At 30.4% G+C, this 21,915-nt stretch carries 19 protein-coding genes and 1 tRNA gene; 14 read left to right on the forward strand and 6 right to left on the reverse strand.

Annotated elements, in window-relative coordinates:
• The first annotated feature begins 43 nt into the window (after positions 1-43).
• The 5 genes from Q1A46_RS07125 (at position 44) to Q1A46_RS07145 (ending at position 7,391) form a co-directional block, all read left to right on the forward strand.
• On the forward strand, positions 44-2,875 hold the full coding sequence (locus Q1A46_RS07125; protein WP_299675910.1) for a glycosyl hydrolase: 2,832 nt from the start codon (positions 44-46) through the stop codon (positions 2,873-2,875).
• A complete protein-coding gene (gene folB, locus Q1A46_RS07130) occupies positions 2,876-3,238 on the forward strand; it encodes a dihydroneopterin aldolase (RefSeq protein WP_095068779.1) in 363 nt (120 codons plus the stop codon). It abuts the gene before it with no gap.
• A 50-nt stretch (positions 3,239-3,288) separates the two neighbouring features.
• Positions 3,289-3,359, forward strand: a tRNA-Cys gene (locus tag Q1A46_RS07135).
• Between the two features lie 467 nt (positions 3,360-3,826).
• The gene (locus Q1A46_RS07140; RefSeq protein WP_299675920.1) at positions 3,827-6,166 is read left to right on the forward strand and encodes a spondin domain-containing protein; all 2,340 of its coding nucleotides are present in this window, start codon (positions 3,827-3,829) and stop codon (positions 6,164-6,166) included.
• A gap of 268 nt (positions 6,167-6,434) precedes the next feature.
• A complete protein-coding gene (locus tag Q1A46_RS07145; RefSeq protein WP_299675922.1) occupies positions 6,435-7,391 on the forward strand; it encodes a hypothetical protein in 957 nt (318 codons plus the stop codon).
• 64 nt (positions 7,392-7,455) lie between these two features.
• On the opposite strand, the gene Q1A46_RS07150 is transcribed toward Q1A46_RS07145, so the two are convergent.
• The 3 genes from Q1A46_RS07150 to Q1A46_RS07160 form a co-directional block, all read right to left on the reverse strand.
• Positions 7,456-7,908 carry a PA2169 family four-helix-bundle protein gene (locus Q1A46_RS07150; protein ID WP_299675925.1) on the reverse strand — a complete coding sequence of 151 codons (453 nt, stop codon included), beginning with the start codon at positions 7,906-7,908 and terminating at the stop codon, positions 7,456-7,458.
• Positions 7,909-7,990: 82 nt separating this feature from the next.
• Positions 7,991-8,197 (reverse strand): hypothetical protein, encoded by a 207-nt coding sequence (locus tag Q1A46_RS07155; RefSeq protein ID WP_299675928.1) that lies wholly within the window; start codon positions 8,195-8,197, stop codon positions 7,991-7,993.
• A gap of 31 nt (positions 8,198-8,228) precedes the next feature.
• Positions 8,229-8,702, reverse strand: coding sequence for a hypothetical protein (locus tag Q1A46_RS07160; RefSeq protein WP_299675931.1), 474 nt, complete (start codon positions 8,700-8,702; stop codon positions 8,229-8,231).
• 133 nt (positions 8,703-8,835) lie between these two features.
• Between Q1A46_RS07160 and Q1A46_RS07165 the strand changes: the two genes are divergently transcribed.
• Positions 8,836-9,873, forward strand: coding sequence for a response regulator transcription factor (locus Q1A46_RS07165; RefSeq protein WP_299675934.1), 1,038 nt, complete (start codon positions 8,836-8,838; stop codon positions 9,871-9,873).
• 37 nt (positions 9,874-9,910) lie between these two features.
• On the opposite strand, the gene Q1A46_RS07170 is transcribed toward Q1A46_RS07165, so the two are convergent.
• Both Q1A46_RS07170 and Q1A46_RS07175 read right to left on the reverse strand, forming a co-directional pair.
• Positions 9,911-10,546, reverse strand: a complete 636-nt coding sequence (locus Q1A46_RS07170) for an SOS response-associated peptidase family protein (RefSeq protein WP_299675938.1) — start codon at positions 10,544-10,546, stop codon at positions 9,911-9,913.
• Between the two features lie 10 nt (positions 10,547-10,556).
• Positions 10,557-10,724 carry a hypothetical protein gene (locus tag Q1A46_RS07175; protein WP_299675940.1) on the reverse strand — a complete coding sequence of 56 codons (168 nt, stop codon included), beginning with the start codon at positions 10,722-10,724 and terminating at the stop codon, positions 10,557-10,559.
• Between the two features lie 192 nt (positions 10,725-10,916).
• Between Q1A46_RS07175 and Q1A46_RS07180 the strand changes: the two genes are divergently transcribed.
• From Q1A46_RS07180 to Q1A46_RS07215, 8 genes are all read left to right on the forward strand, one after another.
• Entirely contained in the window at positions 10,917-11,081 is a 165-nt protein-coding gene (locus Q1A46_RS07180) for a DUF1328 domain-containing protein (RefSeq protein ID WP_299675943.1), read from the forward strand.
• A gap of 94 nt (positions 11,082-11,175) precedes the next feature.
• Entirely contained in the window at positions 11,176-12,063 is an 888-nt protein-coding gene (locus Q1A46_RS07185) for a mechanosensitive ion channel family protein (protein ID WP_299675946.1), read from the forward strand.
• 101 nt (positions 12,064-12,164) lie between these two features.
• Complete coding sequence (locus Q1A46_RS07190) at positions 12,165-13,073, forward strand: ROK family protein (protein WP_299675948.1); 909 nt, start codon at positions 12,165-12,167, stop codon at positions 13,071-13,073.
• 97 nt (positions 13,074-13,170) lie between these two features.
• Positions 13,171-14,016, forward strand: a complete 846-nt coding sequence (locus tag Q1A46_RS07195) for an MBL fold metallo-hydrolase (RefSeq protein WP_299675951.1) — start codon at positions 13,171-13,173, stop codon at positions 14,014-14,016.
• A 7-nt stretch (positions 14,017-14,023) separates the two neighbouring features.
• Positions 14,024-15,679, forward strand: coding sequence for a S8 family peptidase (locus Q1A46_RS07200; RefSeq protein ID WP_299675954.1), 1,656 nt, complete (start codon positions 14,024-14,026; stop codon positions 15,677-15,679).
• Positions 15,680-15,736: 57 nt separating this feature from the next.
• Complete coding sequence (locus tag Q1A46_RS07205; protein ID WP_299675957.1) at positions 15,737-17,596, forward strand: M1 family metallopeptidase; 1,860 nt, start codon at positions 15,737-15,739, stop codon at positions 17,594-17,596.
• 100 nt (positions 17,597-17,696) lie between these two features.
• Entirely contained in the window at positions 17,697-19,385 is a 1,689-nt protein-coding gene (locus tag Q1A46_RS07210; RefSeq protein WP_299675960.1) for a glutamine--tRNA ligase/YqeY domain fusion protein, read from the forward strand.
• A gap of 165 nt (positions 19,386-19,550) precedes the next feature.
• Entirely contained in the window at positions 19,551-20,228 is a 678-nt protein-coding gene (locus Q1A46_RS07215; RefSeq protein ID WP_299675963.1) for an energy transducer TonB, read from the forward strand.
• A 60-nt stretch (positions 20,229-20,288) separates the two neighbouring features.
• Here Q1A46_RS07215 and Q1A46_RS07220 read toward each other — a convergent pair whose 3' ends face one another.
• Positions 20,289-21,899 carry an Ig-like domain-containing protein gene (locus Q1A46_RS07220; protein WP_299675966.1) on the reverse strand — a complete coding sequence of 537 codons (1,611 nt, stop codon included), beginning with the start codon at positions 21,897-21,899 and terminating at the stop codon, positions 20,289-20,291.
• Positions 21,900-21,915 lie beyond the last annotated feature (16 nt).

Here is a 21,915-nt window from a genome sequence, read left to right on the forward strand (position 1 = left end):
AAGTATTTTTTATTTTTGATACTACTTTATAAATCCAAACCAAATGAAACAAATCCTTTTCGTATTCCTGTTTGTAGGAATTACAGTATTTTCACAACAAAATCCGACAAAAGCCAGTATTGTTCAAGATGCACTTCAGCAAAAAGCAATAATGGCTAAAAATTCATTAGTAAAGAATATTCCTTTTGAAAATATTGGTCCGACTGTAATGAGCGGTAGAGTTGTAGACATAGACGTAAATCCAGATAATACAGTTGAGTTTTACGTTGGATATGCTTCTGGAGGTTTATGGTATACAAATAATAATGGAAATACATTTACGCCAGTTTTAGATAATGCACCAACTCAAAACATTGGTGATATTGCTGTAGATTGGAAAAATGGAACAATTTGGGTAGGAACAGGAGAAAATAATTCGTCACGTTCTTCTTATGCTGGAATAGGAATTTTAAAATCTACTGACAAAGGTAAAACATGGACAAATGTAGGATTACACGATTCACATCACATTGGTAGAATATTAATTAACCCAAATAATCCTAATGAAGTTGTTGTTGGAGTTTTAGGTCATTTGTATTCTCCAAACAACGAAAGAGGGATTTATAAAACTACCGATGGAGGAAAAACATGGAATAGAACATTATTTGTAAATGATGATACAGGAATTATCGATGTGCAACAAGCTCCGAATAACTTCAATACATTATATGCTGCTTCTTGGGAAAGAGAACGTAAAGCTTGGAATTTTGATGGTGATGGCAAAAACTCTGCAATTTATAAATCTACTGATGGAGGTAATACTTGGGAAAAAATTTCTGAAAACAATGGGTTTCCAAATGGAGATGGAGTTGGAAGAATAGGTTTGGCAGTTTATGATGAAAATACGGTGTATGCTTTTCATGATAATCAATTTAGAAGAAAGAAGGATGGAAAACAAAAAAGTGATTCAAAAGCATTAACAAAAGATGATTTTAAGAAAATGTCTACGGACGAATTTTTAAAATTATCAGATAAAAAGCTAAATAGTTATTTAAAAACAAACGGATTTCAAGAGAAATATAGAGCAGACAACGTAAAACAAATGGTGCGATCTGGATCTGTAAAACCTATTGATCTAGCCAAGTATTTAGAAAATGCAAATTCATTGTTATTTGACACACCTGTAGTTGGAGCAGAAGTTTTCAAAACAACAAATGGGGGGAAATCTTGGAAGAAAACGCACGATGGATATTTAGATGATATTTATTATTCTTACGGATATTATTTTGGAGAAATTCGAGTAGATCCGCAAGATAAAAATGGAATTTATGTTTTAGGTGTTCCAATTTTAAAGTCAAAAGATGGAGGGAAAACCTTTACATCAATTAGTAGAGAAAATGTGCACGCTGATCATCAAGCACTTTGGGTGAATTCAAAAGTTCAAGGCCATTTAATTGATGGAAATGATGGTGGGTTAAATATTTCTTACGATGATGGTGAAAGTTGGTTAAAATTAAATACACCACCAGTTGGACAGTTTTATGCAATTTATGCAGATAATCAGAAATCGTATAATGTTTATGGCGGATTACAAGATAACGGTGTTTGGGTAGCAAATCACAATACACAAATCAATAAAACTTGGCATCAATCAGGAAAAAATCCATACGAATCAATTATGGGTGGAGATGGAATGCAAGTGCAAGTGGATGATAGAAATCCAAATATCGTATATACAGGATTTCAATTTGGGAATTATTTCAGACTAAACAGAGAAAATGGAGGTAGAAAATACATTCAACCGAAACATACTTTAGGTGAGAATCCGTATCGTTTTAATTGGCAAACACCAATATTATTATCTAAACATAATCAAGATATTTTATATCTAGGAGGAAACAAATTACACCGATCTCTAAATCAAGGAGACGACTGGGAAACGATTTCTGATGATTTAACTCAAGGTGGAAAAAAAGGAAATGTTGCTTACGGAACATTAACTACAATTAATGAAAGTCCGTTTCAATTTGGTGTATTATATGTAGGTTCAGATGATGGATTGGTACATATCACTAAAAATGGAGGAGGAAGTTGGGAGAATATTTCAAACACACTTCCAAAAGATTTATGGGTAAGTAGAGTTATTGCTTCTAAACATAAAAAAGAACGAGTATATGTAACCTTAAATGGATATCGTTGGGATGATTTTACAACTTATGTTTATGTTTCTGATGACTATGGGAAATCTTGGAAAAACATTGCTAATAATATTCCAGCATCACCAGTAAATGTAATAAAAGAAGATTCAGACTATGAGAACTTATTATACTTAGGAACAGATAATGGTTTATATGTTTCTTTTGATTCAGGAAAATCTTGGGAAATTTTCAACAAAAACTTACCTAATGTAGCTGTACATGATTTAGTAGTTCAGCCAAAAGCAAAACATTTGATAGTAGGTACACACGGAAGAAGTTTATACAAGGCAAATATTAAACCATTACAAGAGTATTCTGAAGCGATTTCAAATAAAAGCGATCAAATATTTACCATAAACAATATTAGAAAAAGTGGAAGATGGGGAAGTTCTTGGAGTAAATGGTTACAACCTTATACACCAAGTATTACAATTCCGTACTTTTCAAATACAAATAAAGATGCAACTTTCACGATTTATAATGGAGATATTGTAGTAAATTCGTTTAAAATTGAAACGTCTAAAGGGTTTAATGAAGCGAAGTTTGATGTAAGTTTTAGTAAAGGAGGATTAAAAAATTATAAAAAAGTAAATAAAGAAGCTGTATTGAATGCAGCGAAAAATGGAAAAACATATTTACCTAAAGGAAAGTATAAGGTGAAAATGGGTAATGCAATAAAAACATTTGAAATTAAATAAATGGGAGTAATAAAAGTAACGAATATTAAGATCTTTACGAACCACGGATGTTTAGAAGAAGAGGCAAAAATAGGGTCAGAATATAGAGTTGATATAGAAGTTAAGGGAAATTTAACACTTTCTGCAAAAACTGATGAATTAAGTGATACGATCGATTATGTACACTTAAATAAAATAGCTAAAGAAGAAATGAATAAACGATCTAAATTGTTAGAGCAGGTGGCTCAGAGGATGTTAGATCGAATTTTTGATGAAATACCTTTGGTGGACGAAGCTGAAATTAGTGTGTCAAAAATCAATCCACCAATAGGTGGAAATGTGGGAGAAGTAACAATTATGCTATCAGAAGTGCGTAAAAGTTAAAAAATACTTGCCACTAAAAAGAAAAAGTTTAAATTTGCACTCTCACAAAAGGTGTCGTGGCCGAGTGGCTAGGCAGTGGTCTGCAACACCATCTACAGCGGTTCGAATCCGCTCGACACCTCAAAAGTCTCAATATTTAATATATTGAGACTTTTTTTATAACTAAAAATGTTACATAATTATCTTTTTATAACATTAAACTTGCAGATAATCAGGTTTTTTAACCCATTCATAATAAATGTAACATTTTTAAATGTTTCATTAAAAGCATTAATATATCTTTGAATTATATTAAATCTGTAGTCGCTAAAAGCTAAGTTGGGGGACAAATGTTTTTATTTAATGGCTAGCAAGATTTAACAGTTAAGATAACACAATCTAGAAATAGGTTGTGTTATTGTTTTTTAAGAGTTTCTTTTTTTAATATCTAATTTTATAAATCGCCTATTTTATTGGGTTTTCTTATTTCTTTCAAAGGTTTTTTTTCCTTTTTAACCCATTTTATTTCCCTCTAACTCTATTTAATGATTTAGCTAGCAGTGTCTTAAAATACTTTTGTGGTGTAAACCAGTAAAAGTATTATTTAACATGAAAACAATTAATTATTTTATACTAACAATGTTGTTGTTAGTCGTGTCATGTAACGATGACGAAGAAGTTAGCCAACCAGATAATGGAAATCCTCCGACTACAGCAAATAAAGATGTAGTATTTAATGAAATTAAATATCAAGGAACTAAAGATCTTATAGAGATCTATAATAGAGGAACTGAAGAAGCAGATATTAGCGAATATTGGCTTTGTTTAGGTCCTGGAGCGTATCAAAAAATAGGAGATTTAACTCCAGAATCAGGAAATACAACAATTCCTGCAGGTGAATACTTAGTAGTAAGTTACAATTTGCCAGATGATAAAGGCGGGTTAGGATTATATTCAACAAATGAGTTTACAAATCCAGATGCAATTATAGACTTTGTTCAGTATGGTGATTCTGGTTCTGCTAGAGAAAACATTGCTGCTTCTGCAGGAATCTGGACAGCAGGTGATTTTGTTCCTGTTGTAAAAAGTGAAGACAATAGTATCGTTTATGATGGAGAAGGTAATGGAGTTATGAATTGGGCAGAAACTACAGAAGTTACTTTTGGAGCACAAAATGTTGTTATGCCACCACAAGATGATGTTCGTTCTGTTATAATTAATGAGGTTAATTACGGAAAAGATAAGTTAATCGAATTATGGAATAACGGAGATGTAGCTGTAGATGTTAGTGACTATTGGTTATGTTTAGGGCCAGGTCAGTATTTACAAGTAAAAAATGCTACGGTTGTAAGTGGATCTGCACAGTTAAATCCAAGTGAGTTTTTAGTAGTAAGCTGGGATCAGTTAAGTGAAAGTGCAGGATTAGGTTTTTATGCTTCAAATGCATTTACGAATCCAGATGCAATTTTAGATTTTGTTCAATGGGGAGCTTCAGGTAGCGCAAGAGAAAATGTAGCAGTTGCTGCAGGAATTTGGACAGCAGGTGATTTTGTTCCTCAAGTAAGATTAGAGAGTTATAGTTTAGCTTACGATGGAGAAGGGGATGCGATTTCAGATTGGAAAGAAGCTGTAAATCCAACTTTTGGTAGAGGAAATGCTGCTGAAGCTGCAAAAACAAGATTTACTGTAACAATTACAAACAAGATTAATTATTTGGGAACACACGTTTTTAATACACCAACAGGAGCTACAAATCCAGGTCCAGTAACTAATGTGAATGGAAGTTATTCTGTAAAATTCAAAGCAGTACCAGGAACTAAATTGAGTTTCGCTTCAATGTCTGCTGCTACTAACGATTGGTTTTTTGCACCAAGAATGACAGGAATAGATCTTTTCGATGCAAGCGGAAGTGCTGTGACAGGAGATATTAGTGATCAGATTTATTTATGGGATGCAGGAACAGAAGAAGAAGATCCAGCAACAATAGCAACTGAACCTAATGGAGGAACAGCTGGAAGTCCAGATGATGATAACACAGTTCGTGTGGTGAAAAATGATGTGACACCTTATTTAAGAACAGAATTAGCTTACGATAGTTCAACAAGATATTTTACTTTAACATTAACCAATTTAGTAGGAGCTTCAGGAAGTACACCAATTGTACTTACTCCAGGTTTAGCTGTATTACATGCACAAAACGCACCTTTATTTACAGTAGGACAACCAGATAGAGGATATGGATTAAAAGAAATTGCAGAAGCAGGTGATCCAATGCCATTATATCAATGGTTTAACGCAACAGGTTCTCAAGGAGCTCCATTACGTTTATCTTCTTCATATACAGTGTTTTCTCCAGCAGTATTGTATGCATTTAGTACAACTAAAGATCCTTGGTTTATTCAAGGAGAGCAAGCAAAAACATCTAGTGGTTTAGAAGAAATTGCTGAAGATGGAAATAACCAAGTTGCTTACGAATATTTAAAAGGTTTAGGTCTTCCAGTAGCTAAGAGCAACGAAACTGCTCCGGTAAAACCAGGTGAATCGTTAACATTCACAATTGAAGTTCCACAAGGTTTAGATTATAAATTAGGATTTGGAACAATGTTAGTAGATACTAACGACTGGTTTATTAGCTACAATAATAATGGAGTTGCTTTATTCGATGAAAATGGAACAGCTTTCTCTGGTACTTCTGAAAGTGATGAAACTTATCTTTTTGATGCAGGAACTGAAGCTGATGAAGAAGTTGGATTTGGAGCTAATCAAGCACCAAGACAATCTGGAGCAAATACAGGAGCAGCCGATAGCGACAATTTAATTAGAAGAGTAGCTACATTAAACGATGTGCAGTTTGGTAAAGGAGCAATTAATAGTTCACCTGGTGTGACATGGTTTGGTGATCCAAGAGGAGGTTACAATTTAATAGAGGTAAATATCCAACCTCAATAACTATAAGCGTAGGTGTTGAATCAAAAATGTAATAGTTTTTAGAATAACGTTGATTCATTCTATGTATTAATTTGGGATTATTTCTCCAGTCAATTAAATTGGCTGGAGTTTCTTTTTATAAAAATAATGAAGTAACATCTTCTTAATTTAGAGTTTTAAATGTTTGTATAATAGAGGCTAAGTTCTTTTTTAGAAATTGTATCAATATTGAAATTAAATAATAGAATTGAGTTATATTTTTGTTGAACTTACCCCAACTTTATAAAAGATGAAAAAAGCAATATTTGTAACTCTGTTGGTATTATTTTTCTTTTCATGTAAATCAGAAAAGAAAGAAATAAAAACAGTTTTAAAAACTTCTCAAAAAGTATTAAATCAATCAATTGATACTAGTCTTGTCAAAAAAGAATTTACATATCAACCCATAAAGCCTGTAAACGGAAAACTTAATGCTGTAGTAGAATTAGGAGCTTCTGGTTTCAATTCTTTTATAATTAATGTTGATAAAGATAAAAACTGGGAGATTAAAAATAAAGAGTACGGAAATAGTTCGATATTAGAAAGTAATACAAACACAAAAGAAGTTAGTTCAAAACTAAAATCTTACATAAAAAAGATTATCGATTTTGGTGTAGATTCTAAAGATGTTCATTTTGTAGTGAGTTCTGGGGCAGATAAAAAAAGTATTACTCAAACTATTAAAAAAGAATTAAAAGATTTAGGTTATAATGTTAATGTAGTTACAGCAGAAGAAGAAGGACAATATGCTTTAAAAGCTGTAATGCCGAAAAATTTTGAGGATACAGCATTTGTAGTTGACATAGGTTCGGGTAATACAAAAATATCTTATGTTGAAAATAAATCAATTATAAGTAAAGAAACATATGGTGCAAAGTACTTTCAAAATAATCTTGATGATAAAAAGGTGTATAATGAAGTAAATGAGGTCGCTAAAAACATACCAGAGCAAAAAAGAAAACAATACTTTATTATTGGAGGTGTTCCGTATCAATTAGCAAAGAAATTGCGAAAAGATAAAGAACGATATACTCTACTGGATACGAATATTAAAGTTTATCAAGATGTTATAGATAGGAAAGGAGCAAAAATTAGAAGTGGAGTAAATATTTTTAATGCGATTAACAATGCAACAAACTCAGAAATTGTAGTTTTTGATTGGGATGCTAATTTTACAATCGGTTTTTTATTGGATTTAAAACATTAAAAGTCCACCAGTATGTATGCTATACATATTGGTGGACTTTTATTTAAAAGATAGTTTAAAAAGACTACTTTATTTCTTCTAATTTTTTTATTAATACTGTATCGTCTAAAATTGAATTTCTTTGACTTTTCAACATTTCAGAAGTTGATTTTGGTAAATGCTCTTTTGAGTTAATTACTTCATTGTACTCTTTAATGGAAGCTTTTTCTCCACGAATAGCTTCTTCTAATATTGATTTATCATTATCTAAAGAGAAAAATGCTTTAGTGTCCATCCAAGCTCTGTGTATTGTTCCTAAATTACTTCCGTTGTCTTGTGGCAATCGTCCAAATAATCTAATTTCTTCTTTTAATTCATTTCCGAATTTTTTACGTTCCTTGGCTTTTCTTTCAAATAAACTTGTTAATACATCACTATCTACATTTTCTGCTGCAGTTTGATATCCTTTTTCAGCATCGTAATTCTTCATTAATAATCCGTTTAATTGACTGGCTACTTCTTGTGTATAACTATACATAATATTCTTTTTTTTAAATGAAAAGTAATTTGCTTTTAAGATGCTTACTTTTTAACATCTACAGTAAATAAAATCGAACTAGTTAAGCTTGTTTTCTATTTACAATTAAACCTAATAACAGAATAGATAAACCAATACCTAATACGACATATGCGTTGTTGTTATTTTGAGTTTCAAATTCAGCGATACCTAAATCAACTGAAGACTCTGGTTTTATGAGTTGATATCCTCCGTAGACAAGAAATACTACTCCTGCCAAAATGAATATCAGTTTTATTATTTTGTTCATGTTTTTGTTTTTTGAAGGTTAATGTTTTTCATTAAAATTGATATCTCAGTCCTAATGCTATATCTAAATCTAGGTCATCACTATAATTATCATTAAACCCAAGTTCTGGTCTAATATCTAATGAAATTAAAAGCGGAATTTTGAAGTTATATTCTATACCTAAATCTCCGGCAATAAGAGCAAAAACTCCATTATTATTAGGAGTACTAAAAGATCCTAATCCACCACCAGCACCTACGTACCAATTAAAATTTTTGTCGATAGGTTGAACCCATTGGTATAATCCTACTAATTTAAAAGCTTCGACATTATTAGAATCTCTAAGACCTAAGTCAAACTCTAATCTATTATTATCAGATAAATAGCGTTGGTAGGAAATTTCTCCTCCAAATCCATCATTATCACCAAGCCTTAAACCAATAGCATTTTTAGCTATAGTTTGTGCTGTTAACGATGATGTTATAAGTAGAAAAGTTCCTAAGATTATCTTTTTAATATTGTTCATTTTATATATGTTAATTTCTTACACTACAAAATTACAGGAAGAGCTTGTGTAAGCTTAGCTCATATAAAGTAAGTCTTAGCTCATTTACTTTTTTCTACTGATTTTTGTTAACTTTACTCTGTATAATTATACTATGAAAACAATAAATATAACAGCTAGTAGCACAGAAGGTACTGTAAGACAAATTAGAGATGCTATTGGCGGAAAAATTATTGAACGTTGGGGTGAATATATACTTCAAGTTGATAATGATATTGCTCAAGGAAAAATTACATTTATTAATTTTGAGTGGGGCGCCAGTGTTTTAGAATATGATATTACTTTTTTAGATGATATCACATTGGTCATGGATGCATCTGAGTATAACCCTATTCATTTCACATATGCCTCAGAAGGATTTTGTTTTCATCGATTTGAAAAAGAAAATAAAAAAAGGAAAATAGAGCAATTTCAATCTGTAATTATTACTAGCAAAGAAGGAGGTTATAATTATGGTTATTTTGAAAAAAATGTAAAAATTCATATTCATTTAATTCAAGTGAGTAGAGTGCTGTTTTTGAAGAAACGTTTGAATGATGGAGCAATTTTAAATCAGAAGTTATATAATGTTTTTCACGATCAGCAACACGAAAGTGTTTTTGCTTACTTTGGAACTTATAATTTAAAATTAGCAAACTTAATTAAGCAATTCGATAAGGTTAAGCAAAAAGGAATGATACGAATGTTGATAAAAGAAGGTATAGTGTATCAAATCTTATCAGAACATATTTTACAACATAATAAAGATGTAGCTTTAAATAAAAAACCGAATTCATCACTAACTAAAAAGGAGTTAAGTATAGTGAGAAAAACAGCAACAAAAATTTTAAAAAATGTTTCTATAGATTATTCTGTTGAAGACTTGGCATTAGAATGTGGTTTAACACAAGCTAAATTACAAGAGGGTTTTAAGTTGTTGTATACCAGAACTGTAATAGAGTATGTTCGTCATGTACGATTAGAAAAAGCAAGAGATTTAATGAATACTACAGATTTAAACATTTCACAAATCGTTTATACTATAGGTTTTAGTAGTAGAAGTTATTTTTCAAAAATCTTTAAAAGAAAATATAATATTAGTCCGAGTGAATTTTTAAAAAATAAAAAAGAAGCAGATATAAAAGTTGCATAAAAAAATAGTTTCTTAAGCTCGATTTTTAAAAATGAAATTACGAGTAAGAAACTATTTCTTGAATTTTAAATTTTGTTACATAGGGTTTAGAAAGAATATAATCGATCTCTTCTATCGTTGATTTTTTATGTAACCAAATAGCTTTAAAAATTTCAGGTATTTGCAAAGGTATTACTTTATGTAAATTATTTATTGAATCTAAAGATTCATCTGCATCAGTGTTTATTACGCTACAAGTAACAAAACCATCTTCTAAAATATTGTAAATTCCTGCTAAGTAAAACGGTTTTTGCGTGTCTTTTTCTATTAAGAAATTTGTAATACTATTATTATTCAAATAGTAGGCATAAAATCCAGTTACAATTATTAAACATCTTCTTTTTTCCAATGCTTCATTATAAAGATTGTTATTTCGAAGTTCATTTTTATGAACATGCAATGTGTTTTTTAACCGTTGAAATTTTTTCCAACTTCCTTCATAATTATGAGGTAAAATTCCCCAAATCCCCTGTGTAATTAAATCTGGTTCTTCAATAGTTATTATAGATAATGATTGCTCTTTGTACCCTTCAATTTTAAGTCTTGGTTTATAAAGTATTGGATATTTAAATGGTAAACCCAAAGTCTCAACCAAAGAAGATAAGTTTGATGTATTAGATAAGCTATAAATCATTTAATACTTCTTAAATAATAACACCCGAAATTATAACCATAGTTAACCCTATAATTAATAAACTTGTTAAAATGTAAAATCCAGATCTTGTTGCTTTGTTATTCTGGAAAATATAGTTTTTACTTTTATTTTTTGTGTTCTTTTTAAAGATTTTAAAATCTTCTCTACCTTGTTTCATAATGTTATTAGTTTTGATTATGACACAAAATTACAGCGAATTAAAAGTGTTTTTTTGTTCATATGCTTTTAACATTGACTCATTTCCCTTAAGTCTTTTGAGTTAAGATCAATTTTATATGAGCTAAGAATTAGAGGATAACGATCCTAACTTTGCCGTAATAACAAGTATTAATCTTAAAAACTATATATTATGTTACGATGGTCATTAACCTTTATAATTATTGCAATAATCGCTGGAATCTTAGGTTTTTCAGGAATCGCAGGAGCAGCAACAGGAATTGCTAAAGTTCTATTCTTAATTTTTATAATCTTATTTATTTTCTCATTAGTAAGAGGAAGTTCAAGGCATGTGTAAAGGCTAAATAAGTGGCATAAATTAGGTAAAAACACATATTTCAACCTAAAATTTTAATTATTACTTACTAAATCTTTACAAATACTAAACACATATGAACTTAAATAATACACTTGATACAATCAAAACCGCAATAGCAGATTATTGGAATGAATTTCTAACGCATGTTCCAGGAATTATCGTTGCTGTTTTAATTGTAATAATAGGTTTTTTGTTATCTAATTTTATATCATCATTTTTTAAAAAGACGATTTCTATACGAACAAAAGATCCTTTAATAACTAATTTCTTAGGAAAAACTATAAAATATGGATTAGTATTGTTAACTGTAATATTTGCATTAAATACAGCAGGTTTAGGTCATATTGCAAGTGGATTTTTAACAGCAGCAGGAGCCTCAGCTGTAATTATAGGTTTTGCGTTTAAAGATATAGGCGAAAATTTTATTTCAGGTGTAATATTATCATTTAATAGACCTTTTAATGTAAACGATACAGTTCTAATTGGAGATATATTTGGAAAGGTAAAAACAATGGAGTTTAGACATTCTAAACTTAAAACTTTTGACGGAAGAGATGTGTATATACCTAATAGCGATATCATTAAAAAACCTGTTTTTAATTATACTGAAGATGGTTATTATCGTTCTGATTTTATTGTGGGTATAGACTATGATGATGATATCGATTTAGCAAAAGATGTTGTAATTAAAGCAGTAACGAATACCTCTGGAGTAATAGATACCAATGAACATAAATGTTTTGTTACTGTAGATTCTTTAGGTGTAAGTACTGTCAATCTTAAAATTTTGTTTTGGACAAAAACAATGGAATATAAGCGCGGTGCCTTAGAAGTGAAAAGTGATGTGGTAAAAAATGTTAAAAATACAATTATAGAACATGGTTTAAATATGCCAGCTGATATCACAGAATTTAAATTATACAATACACAAAAGCATATTCCAGTTTTATTAGATAAATAGAGTTATTTAATTACAAAATAGTAAACAGTGAGCATCTTAAGATTTCAGATTAAGATGTTTTTTTATTTTTGTAGAGAGTTATTAAGTAAGCCAATTATCAAATGAACTTTTTAAAATCCCTATGTATTTCTACTTTTTTGTTTTTTTGTTTTTCATGTAATAACAATAAAAAAGAAGAAGAAAAGATTAAATTTAGTTATACAGCAAAATTACCCAAAAATGGAATTTTAAAAGGAGTTGTTGAATTAGGAACTTCAGGCTTTAATTATTTCATAGTTGAAATTGATGAAAATAAAAACTGGAAATTAAAAGAAGCTGCTTACGGAAAAAGTTTAATTGCAGAGGCAATGACAACTACTGACGAAATAGATAGAAAGCTAAATAAGTTCTTAACAAAAATTGAAGCTTTAGGTGTTGCCAAAGAACATATTAATTTCGTGGTGAGTTCAGGAGCTTTAAAAGAAGAAGTTACTCAACTAATAATTGAAGAATTAAAGAAAAGAGCACATGTTATTAAGGAAATTTCACCAAAAGAGGAAGCAATATATAGTTTAAAAGCGATTTTACCTGAAGCATTTAAAAAGAATGCTTTTGTAGTCGATTTAGGTTCAGGGAACACTAAAATTTCCTTTGTAGAAAACGGTAAGTTAATTGGCAAAGAAACTCATGGTAGTAAATATCATCAAAAAGGAACTGAAGATGATGTTGTATATAATGATGTAAAAGAAGTTGCAACATTAGTTCCAGAGGAAAATAGAAAATTCTGTTTTTTAATCGGAGGTATACCTTTTCAATTGGCCAAAGAATTCAGAAAAGAAGAGGAACGCTATACAGTGCTTTCATCAAACATTAGAAAGTTCGATAAAGTAAAAGAAGAAAAAGGTAAAAAAATTGAATCAGGACTAACTATTTACAAAGCTATCGTAGATGCTACTGGTTGTCAAAATTTTATTTTCGACTGGGAAACAAACTTTACCATAGGTTATCTGTTAGAAAAAGAAGGATTATAAGTTAAATTTTACCTGCTATATAAGTTACCTTAGGTTTATTACAGTATTACGATATTATTAACGAGTTAACTCGTTAATTTTTCGCATCTTTGTTTTCATGCGTATTTACCCAATCGAAACCGGAAATTTTAAATTAGATGGTGGAGCAATGTTTGGTGTTGTTCCAAAGTCTTTATGGCAAAGAACAAACTCAGCAGATGCAAATAATATGATCGATATGTCGATGCGATGTCTTTTAATAGAAGACGGAGATAGACTTACTTTAATCGATACAGGTATTGGAAACAAACAGTCTGATAAATTTTTTGGTTATTATTATTTGTTTGGAGATTTTTCTTTGGACAAATCCCTAGCTGAATTAGGTTTTCATAGAGATGATATAACAGATGTGTTTTTAACACATTTACATTTTGATCATTGTGGAGGAGCTATTCAATGGAATAAAGATCGAACAGGTTTCGAACCTGCATTTAAAAATGCAAGGTTTTGGAGTAATAGTCGTCATTGGGATTGGGCTGTTAATCCCAATTCAAGAGAAAAAGCCTCATTTCTATCAGAAAACATACTCCCAATTGAAGAAAGTGGTCAATTAAACTTCCTACATTTAAATGCAAAAGATTACGTAGGTTTCGATGTGTTATTTAAAGATGGTCACACAGAGAAACAGATGCTGCCTAAAATCCAATATAAAGATAAAACCATTGTTTTTATGGCAGATTTACTACCAACCGCAGGTCATATTCCATTACCTTACGTAATGGGTTACGATACAAGACCATTGCTTACGCTAAAAGAAAAAGAAGCATTTTTAACAGAAGCAGCAGATAACGAATATTTACTTTTCTTAGAGCACGATGCTCATAACGAAGTTATCACTGTAAAACATACTGAAAAAGGAGTCCGATTAAAAGAAACTTACAAATTTAGAGAGATATTTAATTAAGAGAGAAATGAGAATGAGAGTATACAAACCTATTTTATCTTCAATCGTTTTAGTTGGTTTAGCAAGTTGTTCTTCAACGGCTAATATTAAGAAAATAATTATCCCAGCGGGAGTAAATAATGAAGTTTTAATTCCTGCTAAAAAAGCAGAATTAACTAAAGTAGAAAAGCAAAACTGGCAACATTTAGATTTAGCTACAGATTCTATTCCAGGAATGAGTGTGAATAAAGCTTATGAATTCTTAAAAGGAAAGAAAGGTGTAGAAGTTGTTGTAGGAGTTGTTGATAGTGGAACAGATTTAAATCATGAAGATTTAAAAGATGTAGCTTGGATTAATAAAGGTGAAATAGCTGGTAATGGAAAAGATGATGATAATAATGGATATGTAGATGATATTCATGGATGGAACTTCTTAGGTGATTCTTATACAGAACACTTAGAGTACGAGCGTATCTTAATGAAACCTAGTGTTGCAGATCCTGCAACTTTAGCTGAGGTTAAAGCTTTTCAGGAAGAAAAAATTAAGGAAGCTAAAGAGACTAAGTTTAATTATCAAAATTACTTATCAGGAATATTATTTGCAGACAAGGCTTTAAAAGATCACTTAAAGAAAGATGATTATACTTTTGAAGAAGTTGAAGCTATTCAAAATCCTAGTGATGAGTTAAAACAAGCTATTGGTGTTGCTATTGGTTTTGTAAAAGCAAATGGTAGAACTATGTCGGGGATTCAAAAAGAATTAAAAAAAGGAATCAAAAAAGCAGAAAAAACTATTAGTGGAGATAATCTTAAAAAAGATTATAGAACAGTAGTTGGAGATAATGCTTACGACATTAATGATAAACCAGGATATGGAAACGGAAAAACTGGTCATTCAGAAAAGGATGAGTCACACGGTTCTCACGTTTCAGGTATTATTGCTGCTACCAGAAATAATGGAAAAGGAATGAATGGTGTTGCTACTAATGTAAAAATCATGGCTGTTAGATCTGTTTCTGATGGAGATGAATATGATAAAGACGTAGCTTTAGGGATTCGTTATGCTGTAGATAACGGAGCAAAAGTTATCAATACAAGTTTTGGTAAGGCTTTTTCACCAAATAAAGAATGGGTTTACGATGCAATTAGATATGCGGCAGACAAAGATGTATTAATCGTTAATGCGGCTGGAAACGATGGAAAAAATATTGATGTTGAAAAATCATTTCCTAATGATGCGCCAGATTTAATTAATGAAATTTCAGATAATTTCCTTACAGTTGGAGCAATGAGTGCTAATTATAATAAAGATTTACCAGCTGGTTTTTCTAATTATGGAAAAAAGAATGTAGATGTTTTTGCACCAGGAGTAGCAATTTATTCAACGTTCCCAGAAAGTACTTACGAATCTATTAGTGGTACTTCAATGGCATCTCCTTCTACTGCAGGTGTTGCAGCTTTAATTCGTTCATATTATCCACAGTTATCTGCTAGTCAGGTAAAGAGAATTATTATGAATTCTGGGACTAAAATTAATATGGATGTAGTGAAGCCAGGTTCACAATCACGTGAAAAGCCTGATGGAGAATTAGTTCCTTTTGCAGATTTATCTGTTTCAGGTCGTGTAGTTAATGCTTACAACGCTTTAGTTATGGCAGACAAACTAGTAAAAGCAAACAAATAATAAAAACCAAAAAGAGCATTAACAATGCTCTTTTTTTAATAATAACTAAATTATATAATGAGAAAAATTTTTCATTTCATTTTATGTGCTGGATTGATTTCTTGTGCTAGTTACGCTCAAAATACATCGAGTTCAAAAAGTAACTATTGGCAACAACAAGCAGATTATACTATGGACATTGATATGGATGTAAAAACATATCAATATAAAGGAAAACAAAAACTTGTTTACACAAATAATTCACCAGATGAACTAAATAAAGTATTTTATCATTTGTATTTCAATGCTTTTCAACCAAATTCTCAAATGGATGCTCGTTTACATACGATCGAAGATCCAGATGGAAGAATGGTAGAGAAAATTGGAACTTCTGAAGATGTAAAAACTGTAAGTAGAATTGCCAAATTACAACCTAATGAAATAGGTTTTATTAAAGTAAGTTCTTTACGCCAAAACGGAAAAAAAGTTTCTTATGAAATTGTAGGAACTATTTTAGAAGTTACTTTAAATACTCCAATTAAATCTGGAGAAAAAGCAACTTTCGAAATGGAATTTAATGCTCAAGTTCCTTTACAAATTCGTAGATCTGGAAGAAATAGTAAAGAAGGAGTTGCATTATCAATGACTCAATGGTATCCTAAAATGGCAGAATATGATTTCGAAGGTTGGCATACACCTCCATATATTGCTAGAGAATTTCACGGTGTTTGGGGTAATTTTGATGTTACTTTACATATTGATAAGAATTATGTAGTTGGTGGTACAGGAGATTTATTGAATCCTCAAGAAGTTGGACATGGTTATGAGGACAAGAATAAATCTTTAAGTTTACCAAAAGGTAAGAAATTAACGTGGAAGTTTTCAGGAAAAAACATTCACGATTTTACTTGGGCTGCAGATCCAGAATATCAGCATGATATTTATAAGATGGAAAATGGGATTGATTTACATTTTTTATACAAGAAAACATTAGATGCTAAGTTTATTGAAAACTGGAAGAAGTTACAGCCTAAAACAGCTGATTTAATGAAATATTTCAGTAAGCATATTGGTCAGTATCCATACAAACAATACTCTGTAATCCAAGGTGGAGATGGTGGAATGGAATATGCACAATGTACTTTAATTACAGGACAAAGACCTTGGGGAAGCTTACTTGGTGTTACTGCTCATGAGTTAGCTCACACATGGTTTCAATTTTTATTAGCAACAAATGAGAGTAAGCATCCATGGATGGATGAAGGTTTTACAACGTACATTTCCAACAAAGCCATGAATGAAATTACAGGAAGAGGTGCTGTAAACCCAAATAGTGGTTCCTACAGAGGGTATGGTTTTTTAGTAAAATCAGGTATGGAAAAGCCATTATCTACTCATGCAGATAGATATGAAACTAATAGAGCTTATGGTATTGGAAGTTATAGTAAAGGAAGTATTTTCTTAAGCCAATTAGAATATGTTATTGGTTCAGATAATGTAGCTAAAACATTAAAAGAATATTACAATCAATTTTCATTTAAACATCCAACACCAAATGATTTTAAACGTGTTGCAGAAAAAGTTTCTGGAATTCATTTAGATTGGTACTTAAATGAATGGAGTCAAACAACTAATTTTATCGATTACGGAATTAAAACTGTAAAAGGGAAAGAAGTTACTTTAGAAAGAATTGGAGCAATGCCAATGCCTTTAGATGTAGTTGTAGAATATACAGATGGAACAAAAGAATCTTTTAATATTCCATTAGAAATTATGAGAGGAAATAAACCATCTTCTTCAACTTTATTAAAAGATTGGGGGTGGGCATATCCAACATATACTTTTGAGGCTTCTAAACCTGTAAAAAGTATAGATATTAATAAAGATGGATTTATGGCAGATATTAATCCATTAAATAACACATTTACTTTAGAATAGAATTTTATTATTCTCTAATATATAAAGCGGTAAAAACGAAAAGTTTTTGCCGCTTTTTTTCTTTATAAATAATTACTTTTGCTCTTTAATCGTATTGAAAATGTCAGAAGAAAAAAAATCACTCAATTTTATTGAACAAATCATAGAAGAGGATTTAACTAATGGAATGAAAAAAGAAAACCTACGTTTTCGATTTCCACCAGAACCTAACGGATATCTTCATATTGGGCATACAAAGGCTATAGGAATTAGTTTTGGTTTAGGAGAAAAATATAATGCTCCAGTAAATTTACGTTTCGACGATACCAATCCAGCTAAAGAAGAGCAAGAGTATGTAGATGCAATTAAGAAAGATGTTTCTTGGTTAGGGTATCAATGGGAAAACGAATGTTATTCTTCAGATTATTTCCAGCAATTATACGATTGGGCAGTTCAGCTAATTAAAGACGGAAAAGCTTATGTAGATAGCCAAACTTCTGAAGAAATGGCAGAACAAAAAGGTACACCAACAGAACCAGGTGTTGCTAGTCCGTATAGAGATAGAACTGTAGAAGAGAACTTAGAACTTTTTACAAAGATGAAAAATGGTGAGTTCGAAGAAGGTGAACATGTACTTCGTGCAAAGATAGATATGGCTTCTCCTAATATGTTATTAAGAGATCCATTGATGTATAGAATTTTAAAGAAATCTCATCACAGAACAGGAAACGATTGGGTGATTTATCCTATGTACGACTGGACACACGGTGAAAGTGATTATTTAGAGCAAATTTCTCACTCTTTATGTTCTTTAGAATTCAAGCCACATCGTGATCTATACAACTGGTTTAGAGATCACGTTTATGAGTACAGTAAAAGCGATTTTCCTTTAGTTCCTAAACAGCGAGAGTTTTCTAGATTAAACTTAAGTTATACGATTATGAGTAAGCGTAAATTACTTAAGTTAGTTGAAGAAGGAGTTGTTTCTGGTTGGGATGATCCAAGAATGCCAACAATTTCAGGTTTACGTAGAAGAGGTTATACTCCAGCTTCTATCAGAAACTTTATTGAAACAGTTGGGGTTTCAAAAAGAGAAAATATAATCGATGTTGCATTGTTAGAGTTTAAAATCAGAGAAGATTTAAATAAGAATGCAAATAGAGTTATGGGAGTTCTTAATCCAGTGAAATTGGTCATCACTAATTATCCTGAAGATAAAGAGGAGATTCTTATTGCGGAGAATAATCCGGAATTAGACGCTGGCTCTAGAGAAGTTCCTTTTTCTCGTGAATTATACATAGAAAGAGAGGATTTTAAAGAAGAAGCAAATAGAAAGTATTTCAGATTAGCCTTAGGTAAAGAAGTTCGTTTAAAGAACGCTTATATCATTAAAGGAGAAAGTTGTGTGAAAGACGATGATGGAAATATTACAGAAATACACTGTACATATGATCCTTTAAGTAAATCTGGAAGCGGTACTGAAGAAAGTAAACGTAAGGTAAAAGGAACATTGCATTGGGTATCTAAAAAACATGCTGTTTCTGCAGAAGTTAGAGTGTATGATAGATTATTTTCTGATGAAGCTCCAGATGGTCATAAAGACAAAGACTTTATGGAATTTTTGAATCCTGATTCTTTAAAAGTTATCAATGCTTTTGTTGAACCAAGTTTAGTTAATTCTAAAATTGGAGAAAGATTTCAATTCCAACGTTTAGGATATTTTAATGTTGACGATGATGCTACAAAAGAGCATTTAGTTTTCAATAAAACAGTAGGTTTAAGAGATACTTGGGCTAAGGTTAACAAATAGATTAAATCTATTTGTTAATTTCTGTTTATTGTAAATTTTATAATTAGAACTACTTGATTGCGTTAAAAAAATAGAAATAATGTAGTTATTTTTGTTTTTTAACATAATTTATGTAATTTAGTAATCCCAATATTATTAATTACCAAGTAAAAATCCCCCCCTAAAATGAAAGATTTACATTGGTTGCTTTTATGCTTGTTGTATGTGCTAACGGTAACGTCCCAATCTAACAAAACTTGTGAGAAACAAGAGACCATTGTTATTCAAGACCTTAATAGTATAAATAAATGTAAAGTAGAAGATAAATCGAAAAATAATCAATCTGCTAGACATATTATTTTAGGGTTTAACAATTCAAAGAGTCGTTTCTTCAGAAAGAGAAGAAAAGAATTAGCTAAGGCAGTGAATTCAATTTCTTCTAAAGGAATTTCAAATAATAAGAAAGAAATTAAATTATCTGGTGATGTTGACATCAAAGAATCAGAAGAAAAAGTGTTTACATTTCAAAATGTAGATCAACTTCCAGTATTCAAAAACTGTGAAGATTCTGATAATAATTTAAGATGTTTTAATGTTGCAATCGGTAATTTTATACAAGAGAATTTCGAATATCCAGATGAAGCTATAGATAATGAAATAGTAGGTAAAATAACTGTAAATTTTGTTATCAATAAAGAAGGTAAAGTTGTAGATATTAAAGCAACGAATGAAGAAAATAAAGATAATATTCTAACTAACTACAGCGAGAAATTAATATCTAAATTATCAAAAGTAGCGCCTGCTAAGAAAAATGGCAAACCAGTAGCGGTTTCTTACGAATTGTATTTAGATTTTTCTCTTTAGTGAAACACTTTTAAATAACTTACTTAATATATAGAGGCTCTTTTTTCTGAGCCTCTCTTTTTATTTTATAGTAAAAGTTAAATTAGAGATCCAATTTGCTCTTAATTCTGGTAAATCGTCTGGATAATAAATCATACGTTCTGGTTGTCTTTTTTCTAAGTACTTTCCAGTATCCCAAATGCCATTATCATTTTCATCAACAATTGCTCTAATAGAATAGGTGTCTGGAATTAATGAATTAAATTCAATTTTACCAGAGGCTTTTAAAATTTGTTTTTTATACACTTCATCGCCTTTTAGTAATTGGATAATTACAGGATGTTTTACTTCCTTTTTTATAGTTAAAATAATACTTCCATAATCCTCAATATCTTTTGTAGCAAAACGATAATTTAATGTGTCTTTAGATTTTACTTTAAATATATCTACTAGTGCTTCAGGTAAAGCGGTAAGTTTGTAAGGAGTTTTCTTTTTTTGCTTAAAAAACACTCCTAATTTATTGTTAGAAATAATCTTTAGTGTATGAGCAACTTCTGTTGTGTCACTAGTGTTGACTAGAGAAAATTTAGAACTGTCAAAATCACGAATAGGGTTATTTGTTATCAAAGTAAGTGTATCTGTTAAGTGTAAAATACTTTTCACATTTGAAGAAATCGAAAGAGAATCTATTTTTTTCTTTCTCAGTTTAACAGTTGCTGTATCTACAGATGTTTTTTCCGAAATTATAAAGTCTAATGAATCTATTTTTGTATCAGAATGATACCAGAAATTTAAGGTGTCTTTGTCTTTTTCAAATTCGGTTTTAAACATAAAATCTTCAGGAACTTTAGAAAGTAATTTTACTTGCATTTCTTCTTGTTTTCCTGTGAAGGCAAATTGAATTTTTCCTTTAGTTACTTCTCTTGCTTTTTTGAATATATAAGGTTGAATTTCTTTAAAAAGTACAATTGGAGAAGAGATCATACTGTCTTTAGGTAGAGAAATAGTATCGTTATAAAAACCAATTTTATCTGTTCTAGAATTAAATTTATAATCAGAAGTAGATTCATCTATAGCCATTAAAAAGTACTTTCCTTCAGCTAAATTTGTAAACTTATAATTAATAGAATCGTAAGTTTTGGTTACATAATCTGGTTTGCTTTTATAAACGATAGAATCGTTAAAAGTAGAATCAATTTTATATAAGAGAACACTATAGTTTTTTTTAGGCTTTTTAATCGTAATATCGTTAACAGCACCTTTTATACTTAGTGAGTCAATAAAATCTCCAGTAGAAAAAATGTATTTGAAGTTTTCTAAAGGGTTGTTTTCATTATTGTCTTGTATAGCATTTCCAAAGTTAAATGTATACGTAGCGTTTTCTTTTAAAGTGTCTAAAATCTTAATGTTTATATATTTACTTGGGGTTCCTTGTGGCGTAATCAAAGGAGCCGTTTTAAAAGGAGGAGAAACAATTAACTGTTTATTTAAATCTTTAAGTACGATATATTCGTCAAAATAAATACGAATATTGTCGTCATTAAAATTTAAGCTTTCATAAGCAGGTTCAGCCGAAACTAATATTGGTGCATCTTCATCTTTAGGGCCACCTTCAGGTCTTCCTTTTCTGGCACAACTACTAATTATCAAACTAAAACTAAAAAGAAAAAATATAAGGTTATAATGTTTCACAAAACTAATTTTAAGC

Source organism: uncultured Tenacibaculum sp. (genome assembly GCF_947502995.1).
In the GTDB taxonomy this organism is placed as follows: Bacteria; Bacteroidota; Bacteroidia; order Flavobacteriales; family Flavobacteriaceae; genus Polaribacter.